Annotated in this window: 17 protein-coding genes; 5 read left to right on the top strand and 12 right to left on the bottom strand. The window is 58.3% G+C overall.

The genetic code is table 11. From position 1 onward, the window contains the following. Window positions 1-35: 35 nt before the first annotated feature. From modC to ACWKV5_RS17840, 4 genes are all read right to left on the bottom strand, one after another. A complete protein-coding gene (gene modC, locus ACWKV5_RS17855; RefSeq protein WP_483842365.1) occupies window positions 36-1,115 on the bottom strand; it encodes a molybdenum ABC transporter ATP-binding protein in 1,080 nt (359 codons plus the stop codon). Window positions 1,116-1,118: 3 nt separating this feature from the next. Next, a complete protein-coding gene (modB, locus tag ACWKV5_RS17850) occupies window positions 1,119-1,799 on the bottom strand; it encodes a molybdate ABC transporter permease subunit (RefSeq protein WP_483842364.1) in 681 nt (226 codons plus the stop codon). Next, window positions 1,800-2,567, bottom strand: a complete 768-nt coding sequence (gene modA / locus ACWKV5_RS17845; protein WP_483842363.1) for a molybdate ABC transporter substrate-binding protein — start codon at window positions 2,565-2,567, stop codon at window positions 1,800-1,802. It abuts the gene before it with no gap. 145 nt (window positions 2,568-2,712) lie between these two features. Further along, window positions 2,713-3,777, bottom strand: coding sequence for an NAD(P)H-dependent flavin oxidoreductase (locus tag ACWKV5_RS17840; protein ID WP_483842362.1), 1,065 nt, complete (start codon window positions 3,775-3,777; stop codon window positions 2,713-2,715). 179 nt (window positions 3,778-3,956) lie between these two features. Between ACWKV5_RS17840 and acuI the strand changes: the two genes are divergently transcribed. Beyond that, window positions 3,957-4,940 (top strand): acrylyl-CoA reductase (NADPH), encoded by a 984-nt coding sequence (acuI, locus tag ACWKV5_RS17835; protein WP_483842361.1) that lies wholly within the window; start codon window positions 3,957-3,959, stop codon window positions 4,938-4,940. Here acuI and ada read toward each other — a convergent pair whose 3' ends face one another. The 5 genes from ada to ACWKV5_RS17810 all read right to left on the bottom strand — a co-directional run bounded on the left by ada (window position 4,941) and on the right by ACWKV5_RS17810 (window position 8,067). After that, complete coding sequence (gene ada, locus ACWKV5_RS17830; RefSeq protein ID WP_483842360.1) at window positions 4,941-6,005, bottom strand: bifunctional DNA-binding transcriptional regulator/O6-methylguanine-DNA methyltransferase Ada; 1,065 nt, start codon at window positions 6,003-6,005, stop codon at window positions 4,941-4,943. Between the two features lie 87 nt (window positions 6,006-6,092). Then, a complete protein-coding gene (gene alkB / locus ACWKV5_RS17825; protein ID WP_483842359.1) occupies window positions 6,093-6,758 on the bottom strand; it encodes a DNA oxidative demethylase AlkB in 666 nt (221 codons plus the stop codon). 3 nt (window positions 6,759-6,761) lie between these two features. Then, window positions 6,762-7,430 (bottom strand): 2OG-Fe(II) oxygenase, encoded by a 669-nt coding sequence (locus tag ACWKV5_RS17820; protein ID WP_483842358.1) that lies wholly within the window; start codon window positions 7,428-7,430, stop codon window positions 6,762-6,764. Between the two features lie 128 nt (window positions 7,431-7,558). Further along, the gene (locus ACWKV5_RS17815) at window positions 7,559-7,735 is read right to left on the bottom strand and encodes a hypothetical protein (protein WP_155953714.1); all 177 of its coding nucleotides are present in this window, start codon (window positions 7,733-7,735) and stop codon (window positions 7,559-7,561) included. A gap of 29 nt (window positions 7,736-7,764) precedes the next feature. After that, on the bottom strand, window positions 7,765-8,067 hold the full coding sequence (locus ACWKV5_RS17810; protein WP_007946189.1) for a DUF1883 domain-containing protein: 303 nt from the start codon (window positions 8,065-8,067) through the stop codon (window positions 7,765-7,767). Between the two features lie 212 nt (window positions 8,068-8,279). Here ACWKV5_RS17810 and ACWKV5_RS17805 point away from each other — a divergent pair, with 212 nt between their 5' ends. Both ACWKV5_RS17805 and ACWKV5_RS17800 read left to right on the top strand, forming a co-directional pair. After that, complete coding sequence (locus tag ACWKV5_RS17805) at window positions 8,280-8,636, top strand: hypothetical protein (protein WP_483842357.1); 357 nt, start codon at window positions 8,280-8,282, stop codon at window positions 8,634-8,636. Window positions 8,637-8,708: 72 nt separating this feature from the next. After that, the gene (locus ACWKV5_RS17800) at window positions 8,709-8,939 is read left to right on the top strand and encodes a hypothetical protein (RefSeq protein WP_027922990.1); all 231 of its coding nucleotides are present in this window, start codon (window positions 8,709-8,711) and stop codon (window positions 8,937-8,939) included. 8 nt (window positions 8,940-8,947) lie between these two features. Here ACWKV5_RS17800 and ACWKV5_RS17795 read toward each other — a convergent pair whose 3' ends face one another. Then, window positions 8,948-9,229, bottom strand: a complete 282-nt coding sequence (locus ACWKV5_RS17795) for a hypothetical protein (protein ID WP_027922991.1) — start codon at window positions 9,227-9,229, stop codon at window positions 8,948-8,950. Window positions 9,230-9,367: 138 nt separating this feature from the next. Next, entirely contained in the window at window positions 9,368-9,559 is a 192-nt protein-coding gene (locus ACWKV5_RS17790) for an SH3 domain-containing protein (RefSeq protein ID WP_123431757.1), read from the bottom strand. Between the two features lie 294 nt (window positions 9,560-9,853). Here ACWKV5_RS17790 and galU point away from each other — a divergent pair, with 294 nt between their 5' ends. Both galU and gorA read left to right on the top strand, forming a co-directional pair. Further along, entirely contained in the window at window positions 9,854-10,693 is an 840-nt protein-coding gene (galU, locus tag ACWKV5_RS17785; RefSeq protein ID WP_010460715.1) for a UTP--glucose-1-phosphate uridylyltransferase GalU, read from the top strand. A gap of 130 nt (window positions 10,694-10,823) precedes the next feature. Further along, window positions 10,824-12,182 carry a glutathione-disulfide reductase gene (gorA, locus tag ACWKV5_RS17780; protein ID WP_483842356.1) on the top strand — a complete coding sequence of 453 codons (1,359 nt, stop codon included), beginning with the start codon at window positions 10,824-10,826 and terminating at the stop codon, window positions 12,180-12,182. On the opposite strand, the gene ACWKV5_RS17775 is transcribed toward gorA, so the two are convergent. After that, window positions 12,179-13,189, bottom strand: a complete 1,011-nt coding sequence (locus tag ACWKV5_RS17775) for a DNA-binding protein (RefSeq protein WP_483842355.1) — start codon at window positions 13,187-13,189, stop codon at window positions 12,179-12,181. The two genes, gorA and ACWKV5_RS17775, sit on opposite strands and share 4 nt — an antisense overlap. Window positions 13,190-13,285 lie beyond the last annotated feature (96 nt).

The following is a 13,285-nucleotide window of genomic DNA, read 5'->3' as shown; positions in this document are numbered from 1 at the left end:
TTGACCGCACTCATTTGTCGTTGGTGCCAAAAGACTCAGGCCAGCACCGCCACCGCTTTGATTTGTGCCCAGAGTTGCTGGCCGGGGTGCACGCCCAACTGATCCCGGGAGTAACGGGTGATACGCGACAGCAATGGCGTGCCAGCGGCGTTCAGGCGGATCAGCACATGGGCAGCGTTGTCGGCACTGATTTCACTGATCACGGTCACCGGCAGGCGATTGAGGATGCTGCTTTGCTCGACGCTGCGCAGGCTCAGGCTGACATCGCGCGCCTGAACCTTGCAACGCAGTGTCTGGCCCAGGGGCATGGGCGCATGGGCGACGCGAATACCCAGATCAGTATCGGGCAACTGCAAGGTCAGCAACTGATAGTGCGCGTCATACGCGCTGACATGCCCCTCGATCACCACGCCCGCGTCGTCGCCCATCGCCAGCGGCAGGTCGAGACGGGCGAGGGTTTCGCCGATAGGACCGCTGGCCAGCGCCTTGCCTTCGCTCAGCAAGACGATGTGGTCGGCCAGCCGTGCGACCTCATCCTGCGAGTGACTGACGTACAGCACCGGGATGTCCAGCTCATCGTGCAGGCGTTGCAGGTAAGGCAGGATTTCGTTTTTGCGCTGACTGTCCAGCGCCGCTAGCGGTTCATCCATCAGCAGCAGTTTCGGGCTGGTGAGCAGCGCCCGGGCGATGCCGACCCGTTGCCGCTCGCCACCGGAAAGGTGTTGCGGGTGACGTTCCAGCAGATGCCCGATCCCCAGCAGTTCCGTGGCATGGCCCATGTCGACCCGGCGCTGCTGTTTCGGGATGCGCTTGAGGCCGAATTGCAAATTCGCCAGTACCGACAGATGCGGAAACAGACTGGCTTCCTGGAAGACATACCCCAGCGCACGTTTATGCGGTGGCACGAAAATCTTCTTTTCGCTGTCTTGCCAGACCTCATCGTTGACCTGGATAAAACCCTGTTGAGCCTTTTCCAGTCCGGCGATGCAGCGCAGGCAGGTGGTTTTTCCCGAACCCGAATGTCCGTACAGCGCGGTCACGCCACGACCGGGCAATTGCAGGTCCACGTCCAGGGCGAACCCGGAATAGCTCAGTTGCAGACGCATATCGATCATCGATCAGCTCCAGCCCGCTTTGGTTTTACGGCTGGAGTAGAGCGCCAGCAACACTGCAAAAGAGAACACCAGCATCGCCCCGGCCAGCCAATGGGCCTGGGCGTATTCCATGGCTTCGACGTGATCGTAGATCTGCACCGACACCACACGCGTCTTGTCCGGAATGTTGCCGCCGATCATCAAGACCACGCCGAACTCGCCGACGGTGTGGGCGAAGCCGAGAATCGCCGCAGTGACAAAACCCGGTCGTGCGAGCGGCAAGATCACGCTGAAGAAGGTGTCCCACGGATTGGCGCGTAAGGTCGCGGCGACTTCCAAGGGGCGAGTGCCAATGGCGGAAAAGGCGTTTTGCAGTGGTTGAACCACGAACGGCATCGAGTACAGCACCGAGCCAACGACCAACCCCGCAAAACTGAAGGTCAGGGTGCCCAGCCCCAGCGATTGGGTGAACTGACCGACAAAGCCGTGAGGCCCTAGCGCCAGCAACAGATAAAAGCCAATCACCGTGGGCGGCAGGACCAGGGGCAGGGCGACGATCGCCCCGACCGGACCGCGCAACCAGGAGCGGGTGCGCGACAGCCACAACGCAATCGGAGTGCCGATGACCAACAGGATGGCCGTCGTCAGGGACGCCAGTTTGAGGGTCAACCAGATGGCGGAGAAATCGGCACTCGTCAGCGTCATTTAGAGTTGGTAACCGTAGGATTTGATGACAGCAGCGGCTTTCGGCCCCTTGAGGTAATCAACCAGTGCCTTGGCGGCCGGGTTGTCCTTGCCTTTGTTGAGGATCACCGCGTCTTGTTTGATCGGGTCATGCATGTCAGCTGGAACGATCCATGCCGAACCGCCGGTGACTTTGCCGTCTTTATAAATCTGCGACAAGGCTACAAAGCCCAGTTCGGCGTTGCCGGTGGAGACGAATTGATAGGCCTGGGTGATGTTCTGGCCTTCAACGATTTTGTCCTTGACCTTGTCGGTCAGGCCCAGCTTGTTCAGTACCTGAGTTGCGGCCAGACCATAAGGCGCGGCTTTGGGGTTGGCGATGGACAGGTGTGCGTATTCGTTCTTTTTCAGCACGTCACCCTTGGCATCGACGTAGCCGTCTTTGGCCGACCACAAGGCGAGGGTGCCAATGGCGTAGGTGAAGCGCGAACCCTTGACGGTATCGCCTTCCTTCTCGAGTTTTTCAGGTGTGGTGTCGTCGGCCGAGAGAAACACTTCGAATGGCGCGCCATTCTTGATCTGGGTGTAGAACTGGCCGGTGGCACCATACGCCGCGACCAGTTTGTGCCCGGTGTCTTTCTCGAAATCGGCAGCGATCGCCTGGATAGGGGCTGTGAAGTTGGCCGCGACAGCGACCTGGACTTCGTCCGCCTGCGCGGAGCCGAAAGCGAATACGGCAATCAGGCAGGCAAGGCAAGTAGGGGCAAAACGTGAGGCACGAATGGTCATGAAACGGCTCCGTTATAGGCGAATGCAGCAAGGGGTGAAACGCTATATAGCAGAATATATAGCGAAATGCCTTCAAACGGAATGTGTTGGTTTATGAGGTTATGTGGAACTGTAGCAACTGACGCAGTTGCTACAGGGGTTGGGCTTATCGACGCAATAGCTTGGCCAAAGCTTCATCCGCCAGGCGTCGGGTCAATTCTGCCGTGGTCATTTCAGTGCTCAACCGGAACGCTTGCCCGGCCCAGAGGTTGCTGAAATCCGCTTCATCCTTGGCTCGCAGCGGCATCAGCGCACCGCCGGCGAGTGGGAATTTCGGCGCCTTATCGCTGATCGGGCCGATCTCACGCATCACCCGATTGAGAATGCCGCGTGCCGGGCGGCCGGTGAAAAGGTTGGTGACGGCGGTCTCGCTTTCTTTGGCCGTGCGCAATGCTTTGTAGTGAGACGCGCTGACCTTGGCTTCTGGCGTAAACAAATAAGCCGTGCCCACCTGCACTGCCGAAGCACCCAACATAAAGGCTGCTGCAACGCCGCGCGCATCACTGATCCCCCCGGCGGCGATGACTGGCACTTTCACTGCATCGACAATCTGCGGCACCAAGGCAAGTGTCCCCACTTGGCTGCTCAGGTCGTCACTGAGGAACATCCCGCGATGACCGCCGGCCTCGTAACCCATGGCGATGATCGCGTCACAGCCGTGCTGTTCCAGCCAGATGGCTTCTTCCACCGTAGTGGCCGAGGAGAGAATTTTTGCGCCGGTGGCTTTTACCCGGTCCAGCAGGGATTTTTCCGGCAGGCCGAAGTGAAAACTGACTACGTCAGGGCGAAACTCTTCGACGACCTCGCACGCCGCAACATCGAACGGGGCCCGGTTTGAAACCGGTGTCGGCGCATCGAAATCGGCGCCCAGTTCCCGGTAGTAAGGTTCCAGCAAGTTCTTCCAGTCCCGGGCGCGTTGCTCGTCAGGGGCCGGAGGTTGATGGCAGAAATAGTTGATGTTGAACGGGCGCTGGCTGTGTTGGCGAATCGTCTTCAGTTCTTCGCGCAATTGCTCGATGGTCAGCAATGCAGCAGGCATCGAGCCCAGGCCGCCAGCGTTACTCGCGGCGATGACCATGGCCGACCCATTGGCCCCGGCCATGGGGGCCTGGATGATCGGCAGTTCGATCCCGAGCAGGTCAAGAATGCGGGTGTCTGGCCATTGGCTCATTTCAATGATTCTCCGACGTCAAACAGGGCAGGGACGGTAGAGCCGTTTTTTTACCAGCTATCACGGGTGAAAGGCCAGTCGACTTTTGGCTGCTCTGGCTTAAAGTCTTGTATGGCGAGATGTTTCCATGTGGTATTTCATTGGTTCCATTACCAGATTGATTCCATTGAGAGGCGACGATGTTCAAGGGTATTTTGATCGACAAAGACGACAGCGGTTATCGGGCCACACTGCAAGAGATCAATGACGATCAACTGCCCGAAGGTGATGTGACGGTACGCGTGGCGTACAGCACACTGAACTTCAAGGATGGCCTGGCCATCACCGGCAGCAGCCCTGTGGTGCGAAAATTCCCACTGGTGCCAGGGATCGATCTGGCAGGCACGGTTGAAACCAGCGACCACCCGGACTACAAGGCTGGTGATCAAGTGGTCCTCAATGGCTGGGGCGTGGGCGAAGGGCATTGGGGTGGATTAGCGCAGAAGGCGCGTCTGAACGGTGACTGGCTGATCCCGTTACCAAAGGAATTTACGGCGGCCCAAGCCATGGCCATCGGCACTGCCGGCTACACGGCCATGCTGAGCATCCTGGCGCTGGAACATAACGGCGTGACGCCCGACCAAGGCGAAGTGCTGGTCACCGGTGCCAACGGCGGTGTAGGCAGTTTCGCCATCGCATTGCTGAGCAAGCTGGGTTACCGCGTCGTCGCTTCCACCGGTCGCACCTCCGAACACGATTACCTGAAACAGCTGGGTGCCAGTGAAATCATCGACCGCGCCACCTTGTCCGAGCCCGGCAAACCGTTGGCCAAGGAGCGTTGGGCGGCGGTGATTGACTCGGTCGGCAGCCACACCTTGGCCAATGCCTGCGCCAGCACCAAGGCCAACGGCACGGTAGCGGCGTGTGGTCTGGCGCAAGGCATGGACTTCCCGGCCTCGGTCGCTCCCTTCATTCTGCGCGGCGTGACCTTGGCCGGTATCAATAGCGTGACCCAGCCCAAGGCCAAGCGAGTACAGGCCTGGAATCGACTGGCCAAGGATCTGGACTTCGCGCTGCTGCCGCTGATCAGTCATGAAATCGGTTTGAGCGAAGCCATCGATGCCGCGCCGCGCCTGCTCGCCGGGCAATTGCGCGGGCGGGTGGTGGTCGATGTGAATCGCTGATCAGCGCGTCTCGCGTTCCAGCAACAGCCGCTTGCGCTCAACCCCCCAGCGATAGCCCGACAGGTTGCCGTCGCTACGCACCACACGGTGGCAAGGGATCGCCACCGCCAGACTGTTCGCGCCGCACGCCTGGGCCACGGCGCGCACAGCTTTGGGCGACCCGATGCGTTGGGCGATCTCGGCATAGCTCGCGGTGCGGCCGGCGGGAATCTCGCGCAAGGCTTGCCAGACACGCTCCTGGAACGCTGTACCGCGCACGTCCAGCGGCAAATCCAGGCCAAGGGCTGGCGCTTCGATAAACCCTACGACCTGGGCAATCAGTTGCTCGAACTCATGATCGGCACCGATCAAGTTGGCACGCCGAAACTTGTCCTGCAGATCACAGACCAGTTGATGCGGATCATCCCCCAGCAGAATCGCACACACCCCGCGTTCACTTTGCGCCACCAGAATGGCCCCCAGGGAGCACTGGCCGACGGCAAAGCGGATGTCGTTGTTTTGCCCGGCAGCACGATAGTCGCCCGGCTTCATGCCGAGCAGGTTATCGGCTGCTTCATAGAAACGACTGTTGGAATTGAAACCGGCGTCGTACAAGGCGTCGGTGACCGAGCCACCATCCGCCAGACGATCACGCACCTTGCGCGAGCGATGGGCCGAGGCGTAACCCTTGGGCGTCAGTCCGGTGACGGCTTTGAACACTCGATGGAAGTGGAAGCTGCTGAGGCCCGCTGCGTCCGCCAGTTCATTGAGCGGCGGCAGATTTTCGGCGGATTCGATGTGCCGGCAGGCCGCGGCCACGGTGGCCGCATGCTGGGCTGCGACATCGCTTTGGTCTTTTGCCGCCCGTTTGCTGGGACGATATCCCGCCGCCTGGGCTTGCTGCGGCGTGTCGAAAAACTCGACGTTCTGCGGATTCGGCAAGCGCGCCAGGCTGCTGGGGCGGCAATAGATGCCGGTGGTTTTAACCGCGTAGACAAACTGCCCGTCTGCAGCTGGATCGCGTGCAACCACGGCGGCCCAACGAGGATCGATTTCGGTAGCGGTTTTAGTCGAATGAGTTGTCATGTCTGTAGTTCCATTGACCCGTTTCATTCAGATTAATCAGGCGGGAGTGGCGTGGCACTCCGGGTCTTGCGGTCAAATTCGAGACGTTCATCCGGCGGTGCGAAAGGTGAAGTTGATCCGTTGTTCACCCAGCGTCGGATGATGCCCGTCCTTGATCGGCAGTACGCCGTGATAACGCAAACGATCGACGCCACCCCAGACCACAATATCGCCATGCAAAAGCGGCACGCGCTGGCTTTTATCACTTCGTTCAAAACCGCCAAACAGGAACGTCGCCGGCAACCCCAGTGAGACCGACACGATCGGCGCTGCGTAGGAACCTTCGTCTTTATCCTGGTGCAAAGACATCTTCGCGCCGGGGACATAGCGGTTGATCAGGCAGGAATCGGGAACAAAATCCGCAAATCCCGCTTCACGTGCCGCCGCTTGCGCCAGCTCGAAAAACACATCAGGCATCTTCGGCCATGGTTGCCCGGTCTGCGGGTCATTGCGCGTGTATTTGTAGCCGGTTCGGTCAGTGGTCCAGCCAAGAGCGCCGCAACTGCTCAAGGCCACGGACATGGTAAAGCCGCCGGGAGTGACCATCTGCCGAAACGGCGCGAGCGCCAAAACACCCTCCAGCGCAGTCAGTAAAGAATCCAGCAAGGGCAGGGCAAAGCCGCGCAAGACGCAGGCTTGCTCACCGAGTTGCTCGCGTTTGGGCGGCTGCTCGGCTTCTGTATCGGCAAACAAATCCAGGGTGAAGGGGCTCATGGCTCATAACGCATCGTGAAAGATGATTCCAAGGGTATGCCGTTTTCCACTGTGCAGGCGACTTACGCCATGGCGCATGTTGACGCGGTAATAGCCGCGAACACCTTTGACCGGGCGCTGGCTGACGGCAAAGATCAAGGCATCGCCTTTCTTCAGGTCCATGACCAAAGGGCGTGACTGCATGCGCGGGCGCTGTTCGGTGAGCACGAACTCACCGCCGGTGAAATCTTCGTCGGGTGCTGACAGAAGAATCGCCACTTGCAACGGGAAGACATGTTCGCCGTACAGGTCCTGGTGCAGGCAGTTGTAGTCCTGCGGGCCATATTGCAGCAACAACGGTGTTGGGCGTTCCTGACCGGCGGCATGGCAGCGCCGTAAAAAGTCTTCGTGCTTGGCGGGAAAGCGCGTTGGCAGGCCCATGCATTCGTGCCAGCGATTGGCAATCGGCACCAGGCCAGGGTAAAGCTCGCTGCGCAGGCGCGCGACGGGGTCCGGCAGAGGGTATTTGAAGTATTTGTACTCGCCACGGCCAAAGCCGTGACGAGCCATGATCACCTGTGAACGAAAAAGCCCAGGCTGCGCGTAAAAGGCGCTGATCTCGTCGCAGGCTTTGGCATTCAGGAGCGATCGGATAATGGCGCAGCCATCCTGATCGAGTTGTTGCTCCAGCATGTTCTGACTCCTTAACCCATGGTTGAGGTGGCCAGTCTAGGCAGCGGGGGCGGGGCGAACACTCCGGCGCTTGCGGTCAAACTTCAGGCACGGGGGCCGACATCCCTGTGGTCGCTCCGGGGGGGCTGTTACAGCGCTTTGCTGACGCTGATCTCGCTGATGACATCGTCGCTCTGGCCATGAATGGCATCGAGCGCGGCCTTGGCTTCTTCGGCGGTGCCGTTTTCGAGCTGGGCAAACTCGAAGCGGCGCTCGCCGTTGAGTTTGTATTTGATGACGTACTTGGTCGTTTGAGCCACGGTCATACCTGCCTTGTTTCGTGTGCGGACGTTGCTCAGCTCAGTTTCGTGCTGGAGCGACGGATGATCTTGATCGAGTGAGTCAGGGTCGGCTTGCGGGTCACGCTGATCGGCCGGCGGTTGACCGTGTCGATGGTGATGTTCCAGAAACCGGTGCTCGGCGCGGTAATCCGGGCCGGGAAAGTATCGAACGCGCCGCCGTGGTAGGTGTGACGACCGCCATTCTTGAAGCTGCGGAAGTTGGCGTCGTTCATCAAGCGGATGTTGCACGTTTGGGAGCACTGGATGACGACGATGTCGTCTTCATTGAGGTGCTCGCGCTGGTGGATAAATTTCATGAGGCGCCTCCAGAAGGGCTTTTTCTACAAAATCAAAACGATAGCATGGGCGATTGGCGCAGTTTATCAGCCCGGACAGGTTATTATCGGGTCGTCAGGGTTCGGTTTGACAATTAAAAACAGTAATTCGGAATTCTGTGAGCGATAAAAGCGGTGCGCCTCGGAGAAAATCAGCATTTGTGCTGTCCGAGGGTCTTTATCGGAGGTTTTGTATGAAGTGGGGTGTGTTAGTCCTGCCGTTGGCGTTGGTCGTAGGTGGTTGCGCGAATGTTTCGGAGATCAACGAGACGCTGCCGACCATGAGTGTGATCTCAGGCAAGAAGCCCCATGAGTACGCGCAGTGCCTGGTGGAGCAATTGGCTGATAGCCGTGGCGCTTTGCAAGTCGAGCCGCATAAAGACGGAATGCGCGTGATCGTTCCGGCGAAGTTCTCGTCGGCCCCGGCTGCCGTCTTTGACATTGAAGAGCGCTCCACTGGCAGCAGCATCAAGCTGCATGAGCGCATGTCCAACGTGCCGGTGCGCCCCAAGGATGTGCAGAAAGCCGCGAACACCTGTATTTCTGGCTGATAGACTGGCGACAATCTACATCGATGCCGTCAAGGCTGTGCTTTGACGGCATTGTCATTTCTGGAGTCAGGCATGAAGCGAGAGCAGGTTCGGGAGCGGCATGCAGAGGGTCATATCTCTGCCACCCATGTAATTCAGAATCCGGCGAATCCTGGGGAGTGGATCGTGTTTTTCAAGAAAAGCGCCGGGCGCAGTTATTTTCTGGTGGACGATAACGACGAAGTCGAATCTTTCAGTCGTCTCGACGACTTGATCGAGACCGTGCGCGGTCTCGGGATCAAGTTTGCTGAAATTCACATGTAGCGTCGGTCTTACTTGCAGACCACCAGGACGCTGCGGTTCTTGAAGTTGCCAACGTCGACACCAAGGGTCTTGTCGCTCTCCTTGGTGGACGGCGTGCCGTCGGTCCCGACAATGCGATAGCCGGTGCCAGCGCAGGAGGCATCGGCTTTTTCATAGCAGGTGGCCCACGAGTTGGCTTCGCCGGAGCAGTCGATCGCCAGCCCCTGTTCACCGTTTTTCAGGTATGCCGTTTCCGAGGTGGCGCAGCCGCTCAGGGCCAATACTGCAATCAGAGGCAAAAATTTAGTCATGTCGTTGTCGTCGTCAGGATGATGGGGCTAAGCCTGTGACAGCGCTGGCATCAAAAGGTTATAGCGAAGGGCCACTTCTTTGCAGATGGCCATAAAAAAGCCCTGCGCAAAGCAGGGCTTGGTCAAAACCGGTTCAGATCAAGTCTTGTCTTTACCACGGCGTTTGGCGGGTGCTGGGTGTTCCAGCTCCAATACGGATGCCACCTCAATCGCCAGCTTCTCGGTAGGGAACGGTCCGGTGATGGTCTCGGTGCCGCCGAAGTTCTCTATCCACCATTGGCCGTCTTTCTGTTTGATCAGGAACCCGTTGACGCTTTTTACTTCCGACATCTATCTGCCTCGTTGGCTGGTTCAATTGCGCCATGATAACGCCAAATGCACCCAGAGAGTGCTGATGGGCGTATGGTGGTGCGATTGCATGTCTGGTGGGATCGCCCGTGCAGGTTCCGGGTTATCTGCTATCTATTAGAAGCTGTCGAAGGATCTGTGCAGCGAAATGCGGAACTATCCGCGAGAATATTTCTCTATGTTGGCATCGGTTAGCCAGTGCGGGGCATTGTAAGGTGCACGCCGCCTGATTAGACTGCGCCGAAACTCGTACACACAGCCCTTTCAAGGACTTATATGATCAAGAAATGCTTGTTCCCAGCAGCCGGTTACGGTACTCGCTTCCTGCCAGCGACTAAAGCCATGCCCAAAGAAATGCTGCCGGTGGTAAACAAGCCACTGATCCAGTACGGCGTCGAAGAAGCTCTGGACGCTGGTTTGACCGAAATTTCCATCGTTACCGGTCGCGGCAAACGCGCCCTGGAAGACCACTTCGATATCAGCTACGAGCTGGAAAACCAGATCAAGGGCACCGACAAAGAGAAATACCTGGTCGGTATCCGCAAGTTGCTCGACAACTGCTCGTTCTCCTACACCCGCCAGACTGAAATGAAAGGCCTGGGTCACGCGATCCTGACCGGTCGCCCACTGATCGGTGACGAGCCGTTCGCCGTGGTGCTGGCGGATGACTTGTGTGTAAACCTAGAAGGTGACGGCGTTCTGACCCAGATGGTCAAGCTGTACAAGCAGTTCCGCTGCTCGATCGTCGCCATCCAGGAAGTCGACCCGCAAGAAACTCACAAGTACGGTGTTATTGCCGGTGAGATGATCCGCGATGATATCTACCGCGTTCACAGCATGGTCGAGAAACCAAAGCCGGAAGATGCACCGTCGAACCTGGCGATCATCGGTCGCTACATCCTGACCCCGGATATCTTCGACCTGATCGAACAAACCGAGCCAGGCAAGGGGGGTGAAATCCAGATCACCGACGCCCTGATGAAACAAGCCCAGAACGGCTGCGTGATGGCCTACAAGTTCAAAGGCAAGCGTTTCGACTGCGGTGGCGCTGAAGGCTACATCGACGCGACCAACTTCTGCTTCGAGAACTTCTACAAGACTGGCAAGGCTTACTGATAGCTTCTGACCTGCTTGTATTGAAAAGCCACCTTCGGGTGGCTTTTTCATTTTCTGGCCCCATATCGTTTGCAACACTTGCCCGGCGAACGTCTGCGGGTATGCTTGTGGACTGCCGAGGAGATTGAAAATGGCCTTTGATTTTGATTTGTACGTGATTGGCGCCGGTTCCGGTGGTGTGCGAGCTGCGCGGTTTGCTGCCGGTTTTGGCGCAAAAGTGGCCGTGGCCGAGAGCCGCTATCTGGGCGGCACCTGCGTGAACGTCGGCTGTGTGCCAAAGAAGTTGCTGGTCTACGGGGCGCACTTCGCCGAAGACTTCGAGCAGTCTTCCGGTTTTGGCTGGACGCTGGGCGAGGCGCAGTTTGATTGGGCCACGCTGATCGCCAACAAGGACCGTGAGATCAATCGCCTGAACGGCATTTACCGCAACTTGCTGGTCAACAGCGGGGTGACCTTGCATGAAGGTCACGCCAAAATCGTCGATCCGCACACCGTCGAGATCAATGGCGAACGCCACACCGCTAAAAACATCCTGATTGCGACCGGTGGCTGGCCGCAGATCCCGGAAATTCCGGGGCACGAGCACGCAATCAGTTCGAACCAGGCGTTTTTCCTCAAAGAGCTGCCAAAGCGCGTTGTGGTGGTGGGCGGTGGTTACATTGCCGTGGAATTCGCCGGCATCTTCCACGGGCTGGGCGCAAACACCACGTTGCTGTATCGCGGTGAGTTGTTCCTGCGCGGCTTCGATGGTGCGGTGCGCAAGCATTTGCAGGAAGAATTGACCAAGCGTGGCATGGACCTGCAATTCAACTCCGACATCGAGCGCATCGACAAGCAGCCTGATGGCAGCCTGAAGGTGACGCTCAAGGACGGTCGTGAGCTGGAAGCGGATTGTGTGTTCTATGCAACCGGTCGGCGGCCGATGCTCGATAACCTTGGGCTGGAAAACACTGGCGTCAAACTCGACAAGAAAGGCTTTGTTGAAGTCGATGAGCAGTATCAGACGGCTGAGCCGTCGATCCTGGCGCTCGGCGATGTCATCGGCCGCGTGCAGCTGACGCCGGTCGCCTTGGCCGAAGGCATGGCTGTGGCGCGACGCTTGTTCAAGCCTGAGCAATATCGTCCGGTGGATTACAAGATGATCCCGACCGCCGTGTTCAGCCTGCCGAACATCGGTACCGTTGGCTTGAGTGAGGAAGATGCTCGTGAAGCCGGCCACGAGGTGGTGATCTACGAAAGCCGCTTCCGCCCAATGAAGCTGACCCTGACTGAATGCCAGGAGCGCACGCTGATGAAGCTGGTGGTGGATGCCAAGACCGACAAGGTGTTGGGCTGCCACATGGTCGGACCGGATGCCGGCGAGATCGTCCAGGGCCTGGCGATTGCCTTGAAGGCAGGGGCGACCAAGCGCGACTTCGACGAAACCATCGGCGTGCACCCGACGGCCGCCGAAGAGTTCGTCACCATGCGTACGCCTGTCGCTGGTTAATCGTCCTTGGCTGCGTCTGGCGCTGTTGCAACAGCAGCCGCCAGGCGCACGCTTTCATCGAGGCTCGCCTGAGTCTTGAGCAATTCAATCTCCAGTACTTTATTAGCCTGCGACTGCTCGTCGACGCTCTGTTTCAGCGACTGACTTTCCAGCAGGGCGACGCGTAAGCGTTCCTGGAGGAGGGTGCGTTCGCTGTCGATGCGGTTGACCTGTTCCAGCAGTTGGTCCTGCCGGCTATTGGTGTGTTTGAGTTGATCCTGCAACAGGCTCAGCTCCCTCTGAGAGCCACGGTTTTCGGTGAACAAGCGTTCATTGTCGCGGTGCAGTTGAGTGATCTCGTCCTGACGCACCATCGCGCTTTGCTGCGCTTGGCGTAATTCCATCTGAATCTGCTGCACCTGGCTTTCGTGACGGCTTTGTTCCTGCTCGCGCTGTTCCTTGACGGCGTTGCGGTAGTGCTCCAAGGCCTCGCGGGCGTGCAAGTGCTTTTCTTCCAGTGAGCGAATCTGCTCATCCTTGTCCTGCAAGCGCAATTCGAAACCGGCTAGCGCCTGATTCAGCCCGGCGTTGCGGGTTTGCTCGGTTTGCAGCATGGAGCGGGTTTCTTGCAGTGATTCAGATTCCTGGGTCAACGCCAGGCTTTGCATCTCGTACTGCTGATGCAATTCGGTATTGGCTTCCTGGGCTTCTGTGAGCTGGCTTTCCAGTGTTTTGCGTTGCTGGTCGAACTGCTCGCGAGCCTGATCGATAGGCTCTTGGGCCTTCTCTTTCAGGCGTAGGGCCAGGCGCGACACCAGGCCCGCCAATTCGTCATCAATAGGTTCTGCCACGGGCTCGGCCTGTTCGCGGCCGTCATCCAGTTCCTTCAGGTAGCGATGGATCGTGGTTTTCGAGCCGGTGTTGCCCATTTCGATCCGTACTGCATCGATGCTTGGGTTCTCGCCACGGGCGAGGATCGCCAACCGTGCCGCTTGCACCACTGCTTTATTTACGCCGCCACGAGCCATGAGTTCTCCTACGATTTCGTACTGTGGTACATGCCACTAAAGTACACAGTGTACCATCTGAAAAATAAAGATAAATGATGTCAGTTTGTCATGCGG

The organism is Pseudomonas oplopanacis (assembly GCF_057128725.1).
Note: the sequence above shows the minus strand (reverse complement) of the source record. Positions and strands in the feature narration are given on the sequence as shown.

Coding starts and splice junctions, on each gene's coding strand:
- ACWKV5_RS17810 (WP_007946189.1), bottom strand. CDS start 8,067: ATGAAATTTATCCACCAGCGCGAGCACCTCAATGAAGACGACATCGTC.
- ada (WP_483842360.1), bottom strand. CDS start 6,005: ATGACAACTCATTCGACTAAAACCGCTACCGAAATCGATCCTCGTTGG.
- gorA (WP_483842356.1), top strand. CDS start 10,824: ATGGCCTTTGATTTTGATTTGTACGTGATTGGCGCCGGTTCCGGTGGT.
- modB (WP_483842364.1), bottom strand. CDS start 1,799: ATGACGCTGACGAGTGCCGATTTCTCCGCCATCTGGTTGACCCTCAAA.
- acuI (WP_483842361.1), top strand. CDS start 3,957: ATGTTCAAGGGTATTTTGATCGACAAAGACGACAGCGGTTATCGGGCC.
- ACWKV5_RS17820 (WP_483842358.1), bottom strand. CDS start 7,430: ATGCTGGAGCAACAACTCGATCAGGATGGCTGCGCCATTATCCGATCG.
- ACWKV5_RS17805 (WP_483842357.1), top strand. CDS start 8,280: ATGAAGTGGGGTGTGTTAGTCCTGCCGTTGGCGTTGGTCGTAGGTGGT.
- ACWKV5_RS17815 (WP_155953714.1), bottom strand. CDS start 7,735: ATGACCGTGGCTCAAACGACCAAGTACGTCATCAAATACAAACTCAAC.
- modA (WP_483842363.1), bottom strand. CDS start 2,567: ATGACCATTCGTGCCTCACGTTTTGCCCCTACTTGCCTTGCCTGCCTG.
- alkB (WP_483842359.1), bottom strand. CDS start 6,758: ATGAGCCCCTTCACCCTGGATTTGTTTGCCGATACAGAAGCCGAGCAG.
- ACWKV5_RS17790 (WP_123431757.1), bottom strand. CDS start 9,559: ATGTCGGAAGTAAAAAGCGTCAACGGGTTCCTGATCAAACAGAAAGAC.
- ACWKV5_RS17800 (WP_027922990.1), top strand. CDS start 8,709: ATGAAGCGAGAGCAGGTTCGGGAGCGGCATGCAGAGGGTCATATCTCT.
- ACWKV5_RS17775 (WP_483842355.1), bottom strand. CDS start 13,189: ATGGCTCGTGGCGGCGTAAATAAAGCAGTGGTGCAAGCGGCACGGTTG.
- modC (WP_483842365.1), bottom strand. CDS start 1,115: ATGATCGATATGCGTCTGCAACTGAGCTATTCCGGGTTCGCCCTGGAC.
- ACWKV5_RS17795 (WP_027922991.1), bottom strand. CDS start 9,229: ATGACTAAATTTTTGCCTCTGATTGCAGTATTGGCCCTGAGCGGCTGC.
- galU (WP_010460715.1), top strand. CDS start 9,854: ATGATCAAGAAATGCTTGTTCCCAGCAGCCGGTTACGGTACTCGCTTC.
- ACWKV5_RS17840 (WP_483842362.1), bottom strand. CDS start 3,777: ATGAGCCAATGGCCAGACACCCGCATTCTTGACCTGCTCGGGATCGAA.